General features: G+C 70.6%; 15 protein-coding genes. 5 read left to right on the top strand and 10 right to left on the bottom strand.

Annotated elements, in window-relative coordinates:
* Positions 1-24: 24 nt before the first annotated feature.
* Complete coding sequence (locus tag OG432_RS01925; RefSeq protein WP_328307034.1) at positions 25-441, bottom strand: DUF5997 family protein; 417 nt, start codon at positions 439-441, stop codon at positions 25-27.
* 58 nt (positions 442-499) lie between these two features.
* Here OG432_RS01925 and OG432_RS01920 point away from each other — a divergent pair, with 58 nt between their 5' ends.
* Positions 500-1,288, top strand: coding sequence for a LysR substrate-binding domain-containing protein (locus tag OG432_RS01920; protein WP_328307032.1), 789 nt, complete (start codon positions 500-502; stop codon positions 1,286-1,288).
* A gap of 39 nt (positions 1,289-1,327) precedes the next feature.
* On the opposite strand, the gene OG432_RS01915 is transcribed toward OG432_RS01920, so the two are convergent.
* A complete protein-coding gene (locus OG432_RS01915) occupies positions 1,328-1,924 on the bottom strand; it encodes a helix-turn-helix domain-containing protein (protein WP_328307030.1) in 597 nt (198 codons plus the stop codon).
* A gap of 81 nt (positions 1,925-2,005) precedes the next feature.
* Here OG432_RS01915 and OG432_RS01910 point away from each other — a divergent pair, with 81 nt between their 5' ends.
* Both OG432_RS01910 and OG432_RS01905 read left to right on the top strand, forming a co-directional pair.
* On the top strand, positions 2,006-3,070 hold the full coding sequence (locus tag OG432_RS01910; protein WP_328307028.1) for an NAD(P)/FAD-dependent oxidoreductase: 1,065 nt from the start codon (positions 2,006-2,008) through the stop codon (positions 3,068-3,070).
* A 132-nt stretch (positions 3,071-3,202) separates the two neighbouring features.
* On the top strand, positions 3,203-4,849 hold the full coding sequence (locus OG432_RS01905) for a GMC oxidoreductase (RefSeq protein WP_328307026.1): 1,647 nt from the start codon (positions 3,203-3,205) through the stop codon (positions 4,847-4,849).
* Positions 4,850-4,892: 43 nt separating this feature from the next.
* Here OG432_RS01905 and OG432_RS01900 read toward each other — a convergent pair whose 3' ends face one another.
* From OG432_RS01900 to OG432_RS01885, 4 genes are all read right to left on the bottom strand, one after another.
* Positions 4,893-5,372 (bottom strand): carboxymuconolactone decarboxylase family protein, encoded by a 480-nt coding sequence (locus OG432_RS01900; protein ID WP_328307024.1) that lies wholly within the window; start codon positions 5,370-5,372, stop codon positions 4,893-4,895.
* Complete coding sequence (locus OG432_RS01895) at positions 5,369-6,451, bottom strand: NAD(P)H-dependent amine dehydrogenase family protein (RefSeq protein ID WP_328307022.1); 1,083 nt, start codon at positions 6,449-6,451, stop codon at positions 5,369-5,371. The genes OG432_RS01900 and OG432_RS01895 overlap by 4 nt, the downstream gene beginning before the upstream one ends.
* 107 nt (positions 6,452-6,558) lie before the next feature.
* Positions 6,559-7,326 carry a class F sortase gene (locus tag OG432_RS01890; protein WP_328307020.1) on the bottom strand — a complete coding sequence of 256 codons (768 nt, stop codon included), beginning with the start codon at positions 7,324-7,326 and terminating at the stop codon, positions 6,559-6,561.
* Complete coding sequence (locus tag OG432_RS01885) at positions 7,313-7,927, bottom strand: hypothetical protein (protein WP_328307018.1); 615 nt, start codon at positions 7,925-7,927, stop codon at positions 7,313-7,315. The genes OG432_RS01890 and OG432_RS01885 overlap by 14 nt, the downstream gene beginning before the upstream one ends.
* 246 nt (positions 7,928-8,173) lie before the next feature.
* On the opposite strand from OG432_RS01885, the gene OG432_RS01880 reads away from it, so the two are divergent.
* A complete protein-coding gene (locus OG432_RS01880; protein WP_328307016.1) occupies positions 8,174-8,944 on the top strand; it encodes an IclR family transcriptional regulator in 771 nt (256 codons plus the stop codon).
* The gene (locus tag OG432_RS01875; RefSeq protein ID WP_328307013.1) at positions 8,941-9,807 is read left to right on the top strand and encodes an SMP-30/gluconolactonase/LRE family protein; all 867 of its coding nucleotides are present in this window, start codon (positions 8,941-8,943) and stop codon (positions 9,805-9,807) included. Before OG432_RS01880 ends, OG432_RS01875 begins: the two co-directional genes overlap by 4 nt.
* A 58-nt stretch (positions 9,808-9,865) precedes the next feature.
* On the opposite strand, the gene OG432_RS01870 is transcribed toward OG432_RS01875, so the two are convergent.
* From OG432_RS01870 to chvE, 4 genes are read right to left on the bottom strand one after another with little or no spacing between them, the layout of a single operon-like run.
* On the bottom strand, positions 9,866-11,023 hold the full coding sequence (locus OG432_RS01870) for an aldose epimerase family protein (RefSeq protein WP_328307011.1): 1,158 nt from the start codon (positions 11,021-11,023) through the stop codon (positions 9,866-9,868).
* Positions 11,024-11,063: 40 nt separating this feature from the next.
* A complete protein-coding gene (gene mmsB / locus OG432_RS01865; RefSeq protein ID WP_328307009.1) occupies positions 11,064-12,299 on the bottom strand; it encodes a multiple monosaccharide ABC transporter permease in 1,236 nt (411 codons plus the stop codon).
* Between the two features lie 5 nt (positions 12,300-12,304).
* On the bottom strand, positions 12,305-13,825 hold the full coding sequence (gene mmsA / locus OG432_RS01860) for a multiple monosaccharide ABC transporter ATP-binding protein (protein WP_328314968.1): 1,521 nt from the start codon (positions 13,823-13,825) through the stop codon (positions 12,305-12,307).
* 47 nt (positions 13,826-13,872) lie between these two features.
* Positions 13,873-14,979: a multiple monosaccharide ABC transporter substrate-binding protein gene (gene chvE / locus OG432_RS01855; protein ID WP_356613112.1), complete on the bottom strand. Its 1,107-nt coding sequence runs from the start codon at positions 14,977-14,979 to the stop codon at positions 13,873-13,875.

Genomic DNA, 14,979 nt, shown 5'->3' with positions numbered 1-14,979 from the left:
GGCGGCGCCAGGACGCCGGGCGGGTCAGGAGCGGGAGTCGCGGGGCTCCGCGGCCTGCTGCGCGCTCTTCTCCTTCTGCTTCTCTTTGATGCGGACCGTCTCCTTGCGGACCTCGGCCTGAGTGGCGCGCTCCTTCCGCAGCCACTCGGGGTCGTCCTGCTTCAGGGCGTCGATCTGCTCCGTGGTGAGCGCCTCGGTGACCCCGCCGCGCGCGAGACCCGCGATGGAGACGCCGAGCTTGGCCGCGACCACCGGGCGGGGGTGCGGGCCGGTGCGTCGCAGGTCCAGCAGCCACTGGGGCGGGTCGGTCTGCAGCGCGTTCAGCTCGGTGCGCGAGACCACACCCTCCTGGAACTCGGCGGGAGTGGCCTCGAGGTACACACCCAGCTTCTTCGCCGCGGTGGCGGGCTTCATCGTCTGGGTGGTCTGGTGCGACGTCATGGTGTCAAGAGTAGCGAGCGTGTGCGATCCCGCCGACCACGACCGGTAACCTGGCGGGGTGACAGGCTCGGAAGAACCCCCATCGTTCCGGCTCGCCTACGTTCCGGGTGTGACGCCGAGCAAGTGGGTGCGGATCTGGAACGAGCGGCTGCCCGACGTCCCCCTGACGCTGACGACGCTGACCGCCGCCGAGGCGCCAGGCGTGCTGCGCGGCCGCGGGGCCGACGCCGGTTTCGTGCGGCTGCCGATCGACCGCACCGGTCTCAGCGCGATCCCGCTCTACACCGAGACGACGGTTGTCGTGGTCCCCAAGGACCACCTCTTCGCGGCCGTCGAGGAGGTGTCGGCGCGCGAGCTCGCCGACGAGATCGTGCTGCATCCCCTCGACGACACCCTCGGCTGGGAGTGCCCGCCGGGCCGCCCCGCGTTCGAGCGCCCCGCCACCACGGAGGACGCCGTCGAGCTGGTGGCGGCCGGAGTGGGCGTACTCGTCGTGCCGCAGTCCCTGGCCCGTCTGTACCACCGCAAGGACCTCACCTACCGCACGGTCACCGATGTGCCCGAGTCGCGGGTCGCACTGTCGTGGGCGGAGGAGGAGGTCGCGCCGGACCTGGTGGAGGAGTTCATCGGGATCGTCCGCGGCCGCACCGTGAACAGCTCCCGCGGCCGTACGCCGACGCCGCCCCAGCCCAAGCAGAAGCGCGCCGACAAGGGCGCCGCCCAGCGCGGCACGGCGGGCAAGCCCTCGGGCGGAAGGGCGGGCAAGCCGGCCGCCAAGAACACGCGCGGCGGCTCCGGCGCGCCGAAGAGCGGAGTCAAGCGCGGCAAGCCCCGCGGCCGGAAGTAGCCCGCGAGGCACGGGCCCGGCCGGGGCGGAGTGCGGGGCTCAGCCTTCGGTGGGCTGGGCCCGCACGTGCATGCGCTCACCCTGGGCCCCGTACAGGGAGAGGAATTCCACCGGCCGCTCGCCCGCGTTGGCCACGCCGTGCGGGGTGCGCGTGTCGAATTCGGCGGCCTCGCCCGCGGTGAGGATCAGGTCGTGCTCGGCGAGCGCGAGCCACAGCCGCCCCGACAGGACGTACAGCCACTCGTACCCCTCGTGGACGTTCAGCTCGGGCCGTACGTCCTTGGCGCCGGCCGGCCGCGGCGGGACGATCTGCTTGTACGCGTGCAGCCCGCCGAGGTAGCGGGTCAGCGGCACGAACGTCTGTCCGTGCCGGCTGAAGGGCTGCGGGTGGATGCGGGGGTCGCCCGTCGTCGGGGCCCCGACCAGCTCGTCGAGCTGCACCCGGTACTCCTTGGCGAGCGGCAGCAGCAGCTCCAGGGTCGGTTTGCGCTGTCCGGACTCCAGCCGCGAGAGCGTGCTCAGGGAGATCCCGGTCGCCTCGCCGACCTGGGCGAGCGTGGTGCCGCGCGCCTGGCGCAGCGCGCGCAGCCGTGGTCCCACTCCGGACAGGACATCGGTGAGGTCGTCTTCAGCCATGACTCCATTTGCCGTAACGGCAAGAGGCTTTGTCAACCTGGCGGGTCCGGGCGCAGCATCGCGGCATTGGAGGTGTCGCACATGAACGAGCGAAGGGAACACGCGATGAACAGCACTCCCGAGGGTGCCCGCCGCACGGCCTACGACGCGGTGGTGATCGGGGGCGGGGCCGCCGGGCTGAGCGCGGCGCTCACACTGGGCAGGGCCCGGCGATCCGTCCTGGTGGTGGACGCGGGGCAGCCCCGCAACGCCCCGGCGCACGGCGTCCACGCCTACCTCGGCCACGAGGGCACCCCGCCCGCAGAACTCCTCGCCGCCGGCCGGGCCGAAGTGCGCTGCTACGGCGGCGAGTTCAGGACCGGCAGAGCGACGGACGCCCGGCGCGTCGGCGACGGGTTCCGGGTCGCCCTCGCCGACGGCAGCCGGCTGCGCGCCCGCCGGCTCCTGGTCACCACCGGCCTCGTCGATGAACTCCCCGACGTACCCGGGCTCGCGGAGCTGTGGGGCAGCGACGTCCTGCACTGTCCCTACTGCCACGGCTGGGAGGTGCGGGACCGGGCCATCGGCGTTCTCGGGACCGGACCGCTCGCCGTGCACCAGGCGTTGTTGTGGCGGCAGTGGAGCGCGGACGTCACGCTCTTCCTGCACACGATGGATGATCCGGACGAGCGCCAGTACGAGGAGCTGGCGGCCCGGGGCGTGTGCGTCGTGACCGGCGAGGTCGCCTCACTGGAGACGCGCGACGGGCGCCTCCACGGCGTGCGCCTCGCGAGCGGCACCCTGATCACCCGTCAAGCACTCGCGGTGGCAACGAAGTTGAGGCCTCGGACCGGGGTGCTCGCCTCGCTCGGTCTCGCACCCACGGACCTGGAGATGGCCGGCGCCGTCATCGGCTCCCACATCGCCGCCGATCCCGTCGGCGCCACCGGCGTGCCCGGTGTGTGGGCGGCCGGCAACGTCGCCAGCCCGATGGACCAGGTCGTCGCGGCGGCGGCCGCCGGGGTGCGGGCCGGGGCGGCGATCAACGCGGACCTGATCGCGGAGGAGACCCGCCGCGCGGTCGAGGCACGCCGGGAGCCGTTCTCCGCCCGGATGGAACGCGAGGTCTGCGAGGCCGTCCTGGGTGACCGGAGGCACGGCCTGTGAGGAGGACGCGGTGCGCGGAAGCCCTCGTTCACGTGTGCGTGACGGGCAGAAGTTACCCCCAGGTATCTAGTGACTTATCACGCCGACGCCAGTAGAACCTGTTCTCACTCCGTCGAGAGTGAGGAATGTCACATGAGTGACACTACCATGCAACATTCGGGTTCCCAGGGTGTTTCCAGGCGAAGATTCATTGCTGGAACAGGTTCTATTCTTGGAGCGGCGGCCCTGGTCGGGCACGGCGCCGCGGCTCAGGCGCGTTCCTTCGCACCGACCGCCGCCATCGGTGACGGCGCCCACGTCCCGGCTCTCGTGATCGGCACCGGATACGGCGGCTCGGTCGCGGCCCTGCGACTGGCCCAGGCCGGCGTCGACGTGCAGATGATCGAGATGGGCATGGCGTGGGACACGCCGGGCTCGGACGGCAAGATCTTCTGCAACACGACATCGCCGGACTACCGCTCCTACTGGCTGCGCACCAAGACCAAGCAGCCGCTGAGCAACTTCTTCGGCATTCCGATCGACAGGACCATCCCCCGCTACACCGGGATCCTGGACGCCGAGGACTTCAGCGGCATCACCGTCTACCAGGGCCGGGGCGTCGGCGGCGGTTCGCTCGTCAACGGCGGCATGGCGGTCACGCCGAAGCGGGAGAACTTCGGCGCCATCCTCCCGTCGGTCAACCCCGACGAGATGTACAACACCTACTATCCGCGCGCCAACGCGGGCCTCGGCTCGGGGCTCATCGACCCGGCCTGGTTCGACACGGTGGACTGCTACCAGTTCGCCCGCGTCGGCCGCAAGCAGGCCCAGCGCTCCGGCTTCCCCTTCGTGTTCGTGCCCGACGTGTACGACTGGGACTACATGAAGCAGGAGTCGGCCGGAACCGTTCCCCAATCGGCCGTCGCGGGCGAGATCCTGTACGGCAACAACTACGGCAAGAAGTCGCTCCAGAAGACCTATCTGGCCCAGGCGAAGTCGACCGGCAGGGTCACCATCTCCCCGCTGCACAGGGTCACTTCGGTCTCCCCGGCCACGGGCGGCGCCTACACGGTCGTCATCGAGCAGCTCAACACCAACGGAGACGTCACGGCCACCAAGTCCGTCACCGCGGACAAGGTGTTCTTCGCGGCCGGCAGCGTGGGCACCAGCAAGCTCCTGGTCAAGCTGAAGGCCACCGGCGCACTGCCCCGCCTCAACGGCGAGGTCGGCCGGGGCTGGGGCGACAACGGCAACGTCATGTGCGGGCGCGCCAACTACCTGTGGGATCCCACAGGCAAGGTCCAGGCGTCCATCCCGTGCGGCGGCATCGACAACTGGAACGCGGGAGGCGCGTTCGCCGAGGTCGCGCCGCTGCCCACCGGCATCGAGACGTACGCCTCGTTCTACCTGTCCATCACCAAGAACCCCAACCGCGGCACGTTCTCCTGGAACCCCGTGGCCGGCCGCGTCGACCTGGACTGGCAGACCGCCTGGAAGCAGGCGTCCATCGACATGGCCAAGACCATCTTCGACAAGATCAACGCGACGGAAGGGACGATCTACCGCACCGACCTGTTCGGCGTCTACAAGATCTGGAACGACACGCTCACCTACCACCCGCTGGGCGGCGCCGTGCTGAACAAGGCGACCGACAACTACGGTCGCCTGCAAGGGTATCCGGGCCTGTACGTCATCGACGGCTCGCTGATCCCGGGCAACACCAGCGTCAACCCGTTCGTCACCATCACGGCGCTCGCCGAACGGAACATCGAGAAGATCATCGCCGCCGACCTCGCATGACGGCGGAACGCGGGGCCGCCCGGGACGCCGGGCGGCCCCGTCGTCAGGTGGCGGGAAGGACGCACGCGGAGTCGAGGCCGAGCACATGGTTGAGCCGGCCGAACGCCAGCCAGGAGCCGATGCTCATGCTCAGCTCCACGATCTCGACCTGGCTGTAGTGCGCGGTCATCCGCGCCCAGAACTCCTCGTCGAGCCCGTGGTGGTCCACGGCGTACCGCTCGGCGTACTCGGCCGCGAGCCGGGTGCGGTCGTCGAAGGCATCCGTGGTGCGCCACTCGGTGACCGCGTCGGCGAAGGATTCCTCGACCTTCTCGCCGTCCCGGTCGGTGCGCCAGTCCAGGCAGAACTGGCAGCCGTTGATCTGCGCCACCCGCAGCCGCGCCGCCTCGAACTCCCGCAGCCCCAGAGTGGTGTGCGCGTACACGGAGAGGGAGAAGTTGGCGGCGGCCATGCCGATGCCGGGCACCATGTCGCCCCACACGTACCCGATCGGCTCCTGGCCCTCGGGGATGTCGATCCTCATTGTGGTTTCCTTCCGAGTCTGCCGACTGCCGGGCGCAGCGGGACGTCGAGCGCGTCGTAGAGTCCGGGTTCGGCGGCCGCCAGCCAGTCGACGGCGTTCACCAGACGCCCGACCGCGGTGGCGTTGCCGCCCGCCGACCGGTTCTCGCCCTCGTCGGTCGCCTCGACCGTGACCTCGATGCGCGGCCGCCCCTCGATCACGACGCGGTGCGCCCCGTCGCCGCCGTCGGGCGGAGACGGCCAGTCGGGGGCGCAGGAGGGGTGGATCCGTGTGACGTGCTCGATGACGATGCGCGGCTCACCCCCGACGATGCCCTGCACCTCGAACCGCACCGCACCCTGGGTGCCCGCCTCGAAGGTGCCCATCGTGCGCGTGCTCACCGTCGCGTCCAGCGGCCGGCGCTCCAAGGTCTCGCGGACGTCGTCGAGCTCGACCCCCAACGCCCTTGCCATGAGCCTGAGTTGGCCGCCCCACACCATCGTCGGTATGGACGGGGCGAGCATCAGGGGTTCGTACTCCATCGGCTGCCCCATGCCGATCAGGTACCGCACCGACTCCTCCTGCTCATAGGTGGAGTAGTCGAAGATCTCCTGGCAGCGGATCGCGTCCACGGTGGTGCCGAGACCGCTGATCAGCAGCGGCAGCACGTCGTTGCCCCAGCCCGGGTCGACACCCGAGACGAACAGGGACCCGCCGCCCTCCGCGACGGCGGCGAGCACCGGGTCCCGCCATTCCGGTGGCGCGCTGATGTGGTCGTAGAGCGGATAGAGCGCGGGGGTGACCACGACGGCGCCCGCACGGACGGCGCGGCAGGCGTCGGCGAGGGCCTCGTCGGGGCGGATGTCGCCGGACGCCGCGTACACCACGGCCCGCGGACCCGAGGCCAGGACCGCCTCGACGTCGTCGGTCGCCGCGACACCCAACACGCCCTCGACGCCGGCCAGTTCACCCGCGTCGCGGCCCACCTTGGCCGGGTCGTGGACCAGTACGGCCGCGAGTCGCAGCGCGGGATGGGCCTCGACGGCGCGTATCGCGGCACGGCCGACATTGCCGGTACCCCAGACAACCGTGGGAATCATGCGCGGAGGGTAGCGAGACGGCCCAGAGGTTCCTAGAGCCGTGCCCGGAAAAGATGCGGGCCGGTACCGGGCTGCTCCGAGCGGCGCCACTCCTTCTCCGGGCGCCCCTACGGCACGGCCCGGTGCCGGGGCGCGGCCCCGTGGACGTGCACCGGCGGCCGCGCCGGGGCAGGGGTGGTGGCGGTGGCGGGGGAGCGGACCTGGGCCAGGTGGGCGAAGACGACGAGGTTGCTCTCGTATCCCGTCTTCGGGGTGAAGCGGCCGCCGCAGGTGATGAGCCGGAGCTCCGGGCGCTTCGCCGGCCCGTACACCTCCTGGTCGGGGAAGTGCGCCTTGTCGTACGTCGTGACCCGGTCCACGGTGTACACGGCGACCCTGCCGTCGGCGCGGCGCGCCTCGACCAGGCGGCCGGGACGGAGCGCTCGCAGCTCCGCGAAGACGGCGGCGCCGGTCCTCGTGTCGCGGTGACCGACCGCGACCGCGGTACCCGACTCGCCCGGCGACGGCCCCTGCCGGTACCAGCCCACCACCTTCGGGTTGTCCACGGGAGGCGTGGTGAGGTGGTGCTGGGCATCCAGGCCCAGGGCGACGACCGGCGCCTCGATGCCGAGGTGCGGGATGGCCAGTGAGACCGCGGGTGACGGCGGCAGCGGCCGCGGCGGGGCCGCCGGCCGCGGAGACGCGCCCCCACGGCTGTCGCCCGCCGGGACGGCGCCGACCTCCACCGGCCCCGCGGCGGAGACCGCGGCGGGGCCGTCGTCCTGGGACCACCAGACGCCGCCCACCACCAGGGACACGGTCAGGGCCGCCGTCCTCGTCAGGCGGTAGGCGCGCGTCCGGCGGCGGGCGATGGGGGCGCGTCTACGCTGCGCCATCGGGGCGACGGCGGAGTCGGCGGATGTACAGCACCCCGGCGACGGCGACGAGACCCACGCCCGCCACGGCCCCCGCCTGGGGGATGCTCGGAGTGTCGGCGAGCCCGCCACCGCCGGCCGGCACGCCGCCGTGCGGTGCGCCGTAGCTGCCGATCGTCGCGGCCCGGGGAGCCGACGCCGGGCACTCGACCTTGAACACCTTCTGCTTGCCCGCGCCCTTGCCGCCGACGATGTTCCAGGTGAGCTTGTACTGCCCGTTGGGCAGCGTGAGCGGCGTGGTGTGGCCGGTGCCCGTCGTGAGCTGGACGGTGCCCGACAGGGAGGGACCGCCGGCCCTGGCGGGCTGCGTGTTGATGTTCCACGTGATGCCCTGGGCGACGTCGAAGTTGAAGGCGTCGAGGTAGAAGTTGCAGACCTTCGGCTCGTCGCGCGGGTCGGTGAAGGGCGTCCCCATCGCGTGGAGCTTGATGTCGCCGTTGTCGCCCGGCGCGGCGACGGCGGCGGGGGCGGCGGTGAGCGCCGTGGCGGCGAGGGTCAGGGCCGCGACGGCGGTGAGCCGGGTGCGCGTACGGCTGCGGGGGTGAAGTGCTGGGGCAGGCATGAGCGTTCCTCTGATTGGGATGATTGTCATACAAATCGGACCTGTTCCCGACTCTCTTTCACGTCCGCCCGCGCCCGCTCCCGCGCCTCGCCGCGACACTCGGGGAATGTCACCCGTCCGTCCCAACGTCATCGCCCGGGACCGGACGGTCGGGCCCATTGCCCGGCGAACGCCCCTGTGGTTAGCCTGTGTTCGTCATCCCGGTCGCTGGCCGGAGTTTCGAACAGTGAGGGTGGGTGGCCGAGCATGGGCCGACTGGTTCCCGCGGTGGCGAGGGCGCTGGACGTCCTCGAGCTCTTCCTGGAGAGCGAAGGCAGCCTCTCCGCGCCCGACGTCACCCGCCGCCTCCAGCTTCCCCGCACCACCGTCCACGAGCTGCTCACCACCCTGGCGGCCCGTTCCTATCTGGCGCCGGTGCCCGAGCAGCCCGGCCGCTACCGGCTCGGCGTACGCAACCACCAGCTCGGCAGCCGCTACGCCGAACAGCTCGATCTCGCGGCCGAGGGCCAGCAGGTGGCCCGCGAGGTGGCGCAGACCTGCGACGAGACGGTGCACGTCGCGATCCTGGAGGACACCGACGTCATCTACATCGCCAAGGTCGACTCCACCCACGCCGTCCGCATGGTCTCGGCCGCGGGCCGCCGGCTGCCCGCACACTGCACCTCCGTCGGAAAGATGCTGCTCGCGATGGTGCCCGATGCGGACCTCGACGCCCGCCTCGACGGACGCGAACTCGTCGCCATGACGCCCGACAGCATCACCGAGCCCGCCGCCCTGCGGTCCGCCCTCGCCGAGATCCGCGAGCGCGGGACCGCCGTCGAGCACCGCGAGTCCAATCCGGACGTGAGCTGCGTGGCGGCGCCGGTCAGGGACCGCACGGGCCGCGTCGTCGCCGCGCTCTCCATTTCCGTTCCCATGATCCGGTGGAGCGACGACCGCGAGAAGGAGCTGGCGGCGCTCGCCGAGAAGGGCGCGGGCGACCTCTCCGAGCGACTGGGCCACCGGGGCCGGCCATGACCTGCGAACTCGCGGTGCACGCGGGGGCCGAGCTCGGCGAGGGGCCCACCTGGGACCCGGCGGCCGGACGGCTGATCTGGGTCGACATCCTCTCCTCGCGGATCCACACCTACGATCCGGCCACCGGGCGCCGCACCGTCATGGCCACCGAGCAGCACGTCGGCGCGGCCAAGCCGCGCGCCGCGGGCGGCCTGGTCGTCAACCTGCGTGACGGTGTCGCGCTGTACGGACCGGACGGCATCACCGACGGCCGCCCCGGTGAAGGATTTCGCTGGCTGCGGCGGGCCCCGGTGACCGGCCGGCGCGCCAATGACGCGGCGGTCGCCCCCGACGGCGCCCTGTGGGCCGGCACGATGCGGTACGACGAGGCGCCGGGCGGCGCCACCCTGACCCGGTTCGCGCCGGACGGATCGGCCACCGAGATCCTGGGCGACGTGAGCGTCAGCAACGGCATCGGGTGGAGCCCGGACGGGCGGCTCATGTACTACATCGACACCCCGGCCCGCACCGTCGACGTCTTCGACTTCGACGGCCGACTGGCGCACAACCGGCGGGAGTTCGTCGCCGTCGAGGCGGCGGCCGGATTTCCCGACGGACTCACCGTGGACGCCGAGGGCGGCGTCTGGGTCGCGCTGTGGGACGGCGGCGCCGTGCGGCGGTACGCGGCCGACGGCACCCTGGACCAGGTCGTGGAGGTGCCCGTGCGGCGCCCCACCGCCTGCGCCTTCGGCGGCCCCGGCCTCACCGACCTCTACATCACCTCCGCCCGCGCGGGTCTGGCGGCGCCGCACCCCCTGTCCGGTTCGCTGCTCGTCGTCCCGGGCGCCGGGCGCGGCCTGCCGGGAACCGCGTTCGCGGGCTGAGCCCACCCGCACGGGCCGGTGCCCACGGGAACCCGTGGGCACCGGCCCGGGTGACGTCTCAGCGGGCCGAGAACGCGTGCACCGTGGACGTGCGGTAGGCCGCCCCCGGACGCAGCACCGTGGACGGGAACCCGGGGTGGTTGGGGGAGTCCGGGAAGTGCTGGGCCTCAAGGGCGACCGCGTCCCCCTGGCGGTAGGCACGCCCCGAGGTGCCCACCAGGGTGCCGTCGAGGAAGTTGCCGCTGTAGAACTGCAGGCCGGGCTCGGTCGTGTACATCCGCAGGACGCGGCCAGAGGAGGGATCGGCGAGGGTGAGCGCGTAGCGGGGCGAGGAGGTGATCCCCTTGTCCAGGACCCAGTTGTGGTCGAATCCCTTGGCGCGGACCAGCTGATCGCCGCCCGCCCGTATGTCGCGGCCGATCGGCTTCGAGCGGCGGAAGTCGAAGGGCGTGCCCGGCACGCGCGCCAGTTCGCCCGTCGGGATGAGGCCCGTGTCGACGGGTGTGTAGCGCGAGGCGGCCAGTTCCAGCGTGTGGTCGTGCACGGAGCCCGTGCCCTCGCCCGACAAGTTGAAGTAGGTATGGCTGGTGAGATTGACGATCGTCGGACGGTCGGTCGTCGCCTCGTAGTCGATGCGCCACTCGCCGCGTGCGGAGAGGGTGTACGAGACGCGGACCCTCAGGGTGCCCGGATACCCCATCTCCCCGTCCGGGGAGACCCGGGTCAGAACGAGGCCCGTCTCCGAGCGGCGGGTGAACGGCTCCACCTGCCACATCTGCTTGTCGAACCCCTTGGTGCCGCCGTGCAGACTGTTCGCCCCGTCGTTGAGCGGGAGTTGGTGGCTCCGGCCGTCCAGCGTGAACCGTCCCGCCGCGATGCGGTTGCCGTATCTGCCGATGAGGCCCCCGAAGTACGGGCTCTTCTCGACGTAGTCCGCCAGGTTGTCGAAGCCGAGGGCGACGTTGGCCACGTGCCCGTCCCGGTCCGGGACTTCGAGCGAGTGGACGACGCCCCCGTACGACAGGACCTGGAGGCGGGTGCCGCCGTTGGCGAGCGTCCACAGGTCCACCGCGGTGCCGTCGGACAGGGTGCCGAAGTGCTGCTTGGTGGGGGAGCGGCGCGGCGCCGCGGCCTCGGCGCTGCCGGTGGTGAGGGCCGTGGCGGCGAGTCCGGCGGCCGCGCCGGCCGCGAGCATCGCACGTCTGCTGGTGTTCATGGAGAGCCTCCTTCGGGGAGAGGACGAGGGAAACGATGGGTCATGAACCGACCTTGCGTTTGTTGTAGACGTCGAAACCGACCGCGGCCAGCAACACGAACCCCTTGATGACCTGCTGGTAGTCGGTGCCGATGCCCACCAGGGACATGCCGTTGTTGAGCACGCCGAGCACCAGGCCGCCGATGATGGCGCCGAACACCGTGCCCACGCCACCGCTCATCGACGCGCCGCCGATGAACGAGGCCGCGATCGCCTCCAGTTCGAAGTTGACGCCCGCGTTGGGGGTGCCCGCGTTCAGACGTGCGGCGAAGACGACGCCGGCGAGGGCCGCGAGCACCCCCATGGTGACGAAGACCCAGAACGTGACCCGCTTGTCCCTCACGCCGGACAGCTTCGCCGCGGCCTGATTGCCGCCGAGCGCGTACACATGGCGCCCGACGACGGCGTTGCGCATCACGAAGCCGAGGCCGATCAGCAACGCGGCGAGCAGGAGCAGCACCACCGGAACACCCCGGTAGCTGGCCAGCGTCATGGTGAAGGCGAGGACCGCGGCGACCATCGCCGCGCACTTGGCCAGGAAAAGACCCCGGGGCAGCACATCGAGCTCGTAGTCCCGCTGACGGCGCCGGGAACGTACTTCCTGGATCAGGACGACGGCGGTCAGGACGAGGCCCAACAGGAGTGTCGGATTGTGGTAGTTGGTGTTCGGGCCCATCGCGGGGAGGTAGCCCGTCGAGATCTTCTGGAAGCCCTCGGGGAAGGGGCCGAGCGAGCGTGAGCCGAGCAGGATCTGGGTGCCGCCGCGGAACAGCAGCATCCCGGCCAGGGTGACGATGAACGACGGTATGCCGACGTACGCGATCCAGAACCCCTGCCAGGCGCCCGCGATCGCGCCGATGACCAGCGCCACCACCAGGGCGAGCACCCAGGGCACATGGTGTTCGACCATCATCACGGCACACGCGGCCGACACGAACGCCGCCAACGAGCCGACGGACAGATCGATGTGGCCCGCGATGATGACGATCATCATGCCGATCGCGAGGACCAGGATGTAACTGTTCTGCAGCACCAGGTTGGTGACGTTGTTCGGCTTGAGCAGCACCCCGCCGGTCCAGATCTGGAACAGCACGACGATCAGGCCGAGCGCGATCAGCATCCCGTACTGGCGCATGTTGCGGCGCGCGGCGCCGAGCAGCAGTGCTGCGGCCGCCTGGCGCGGTGCCCCGGGCGCCGTGGAGGCGCTCCTGGGCGTGTCGGTGGTGACCGGAGCCATGGCGACTACCTCCTGTCCGTGGTCATGTGGCGCATCAGCATTTCCTGCGTCGCCTCCGCCCGAGTCACTTCACCGGTCAGCCGGCCGGCCGCCATCGTGTAGATGCGGTCGCACATGCCGAGCAGTTCGGGGAGTTCGGACGAAATGAGGACGACGGCCTTGCCCTGGGCCGCGAGCCGGTCGATGACGGTGTAGATCTCGTACTTGGCACCCACGTCGATGCCCCGGGTCGGCTCGTCGAGGATCAGCACATCGGGGCCCGCGAAGATCCATTTGCTGAGCACGACCTTCTGCTGGTTGCCGCCGGAGAGCCGGCCGACCTGCTCGAAGACGCTGGGTGCCTTGATGTTCATGGAGCGGCGGTAGGACTCGGCGACCCGCCGTTCCTCGTGCTCGTCCACCACTCCGCGCCGCGCCACCTTGCCGAGCGCGGCCGTGGTGATGTTGCGGGCGATGCTGTCGATGAGATTCAGGCCGTACCTCTTGCGGTCCTCGGTGACGTACGCGATGCCGTGGGCCACCGCTTCCGGCACGGTCCTCGTCCGGATCTCGCGGCCGTCCTTCCACACCGATCCGCTGATGCCGCGCCCGTAGGAGCGGCCGAACACACTCATCGCGAGTTCGGTGCGGCCGGCGCCCATCAGGCCCGCGATCCCGACGATCTCACCCCGCCGCACCCGCACACAGACGTTGTCGACCACCTTGCGCTGCTGGTCGATGGGATGGTGGACGGTCCAGTCGCGCACCTCGAGGGCGGGGTGCGCGTCCGGGTCGCCCGCGTACCTCGTACGGGCGGGGAAGCGGTGGTCGAGGTCGCGGCCGACCATGGCCCGGATGATCCGGTCCTCGGTCGTCGCCGGATCCCGCACGTCGAGGGTCTCGATGGTGCGGCCGTCGCGGACGACCGTCACGGAGTCGGCCACCGCCGCGATCTCGTTCAGTTTGTGCGAGATGATGATCGAGGCGATGCCCTGGCCCCTCAACTCCGCGATGAGCTCGAGGAGATGGGCGCTGTCCTCGTCGTTGAGCGCGGCCGTCGGCTCGTCGAGGATGAGCAGCTTCACCTCCTTGGAGAGCGCCTTGGCGATCTCCACCAGCTGCTGCTTGCCGACGCCGATGTCCGCGACCCGCGTCTGCGGATGCTCGTCCAGGCCCACCCGCTTGAGCAGCCGTGCCGCGTGCCTCAGCGTCTCGTGCCAGCTGATGACGCCACGGGTGGCGTGCTCGTTGCCGAGGAAGATGTTCTCGGCGATCGACAAATAGGGGACGAGGGCGAGCTCCTGGTGGATGATGACGATTCCTCGGGCCTCGCTGGCCCGGATGTCCTTGAAGGCGCAGGGCTCGCCCCGGAAGAGGATGTCGCCCTCGTAACTCCCGTACGGATGCACGCCGCTGAGGATCTTCATCAGGGTCGACTTGCCCGCGCCGTTCTCGCCGCAGATCGCGTGCACCTCGCCGGCGGCCACCGTCAGCGACACGTCACTGAGCGCGCGGACGCCGGGGAACGTCTTGACGATGGAGCGCATCTCAAGGACGGCCGAGCCGGTGCAAGCCGTCCCCTGGGGCCGGTCGCTCACTTCAGGTCACTCGCCTTGATGTACCCCGAATCCACCAGGACGGAGCGGTAGTTGGACTTGTCGACGCTGACCGGATCGAGCAGGAAGGACGGCACGACCTTCTTCTCGTTGTTGTACGTCTTGGTGTCGTTGACCTGGGGGGTCTTGTCGTTCAGCACGGCGTCGGCCATCTGCACGGCCTGCTTGGCGAGCGCGCGGGTGTCCTTGTAGACGGTCTGCGTCTGATTCCCCGCGATGATCGACTTCACCGACGCCACCTCCGCGTCCTGCCCGGTCACCACGGGGTAGGGCTTGGCGGCGGTTCCGTAGCCGGCGGAGCGCAGCGCCGACAGGATGCCGATCGACACGCCGTCGTACGGCGAGAGCACCGCGTCGACCCGGGACGAGGAGTACGCCTTGGTCAGCAGGTCGTCCATGCGCTTCTGGGCGGTCGCGCCGTCCCAGCGCAGAGTGGTCACCTGGTTGAGGCTGGTCTGCCCGCTGCGCACCACCAGCTGCTTCGTGTCGAGGTAGGGCTGGAGCGTCTTGAGCGCGCCCTGGAAGAAGTAGCGCGTGTTGTTGTCGTCGGGTGAGCCGGCGAACAGCTCGATGGTGAACGGCCCCTTCTTCTCGCCGTTCTTCAGGCCCAGCTTGTCGATGATGTACGAGGCCTGGAGTACGCCCACCTTCTCGTTGTCGAAGGAGGCGTAGTAGTCGACGTTCGGCGTGCCCAGGATGAGCCGGTCGTAGGAGATCACCTTGATGTGCTGCTCGGCTGCCTGCTTCAGCACATCGCTCAGGGCCCGGCCGTCGATGGCCGCGACCACCAGGACGTCCACACCTTTGGTGATCATGTTCTCTATCTGGGCGACCTGCTGGTCGACGTTGTCCTCCCCGTACTGGAGCTCGGTCTTGTAGCCGAGCGCCTGGAACTGCTTGACCATGTTGTTGCCGTCGTTGATCCATCGCTCGGACGACTTGGTCGGCATGGCGATGCCGATGGTGGAGCCCTTGCCGCCCTTCTTGGTGTCCTTGCCGCCGCCCTCACTGCTCTGGCCGCAGGCGGCGAGTGCGACGGCGAGGGACCCGGCGACGAGGGCGAGGGCGGCTCTGCTCCGGCGGAT

This window comes from Streptomyces sp. NBC_00442, assembly GCF_036014195.1.
Taxonomy (GTDB): Bacteria; Actinomycetota; Actinomycetes; order Streptomycetales; family Streptomycetaceae; genus Streptomyces.
The sequence above is the reverse complement of the archived record's forward strand: the minus strand, read 5'-3'. Positions and strand labels throughout refer to the sequence as shown.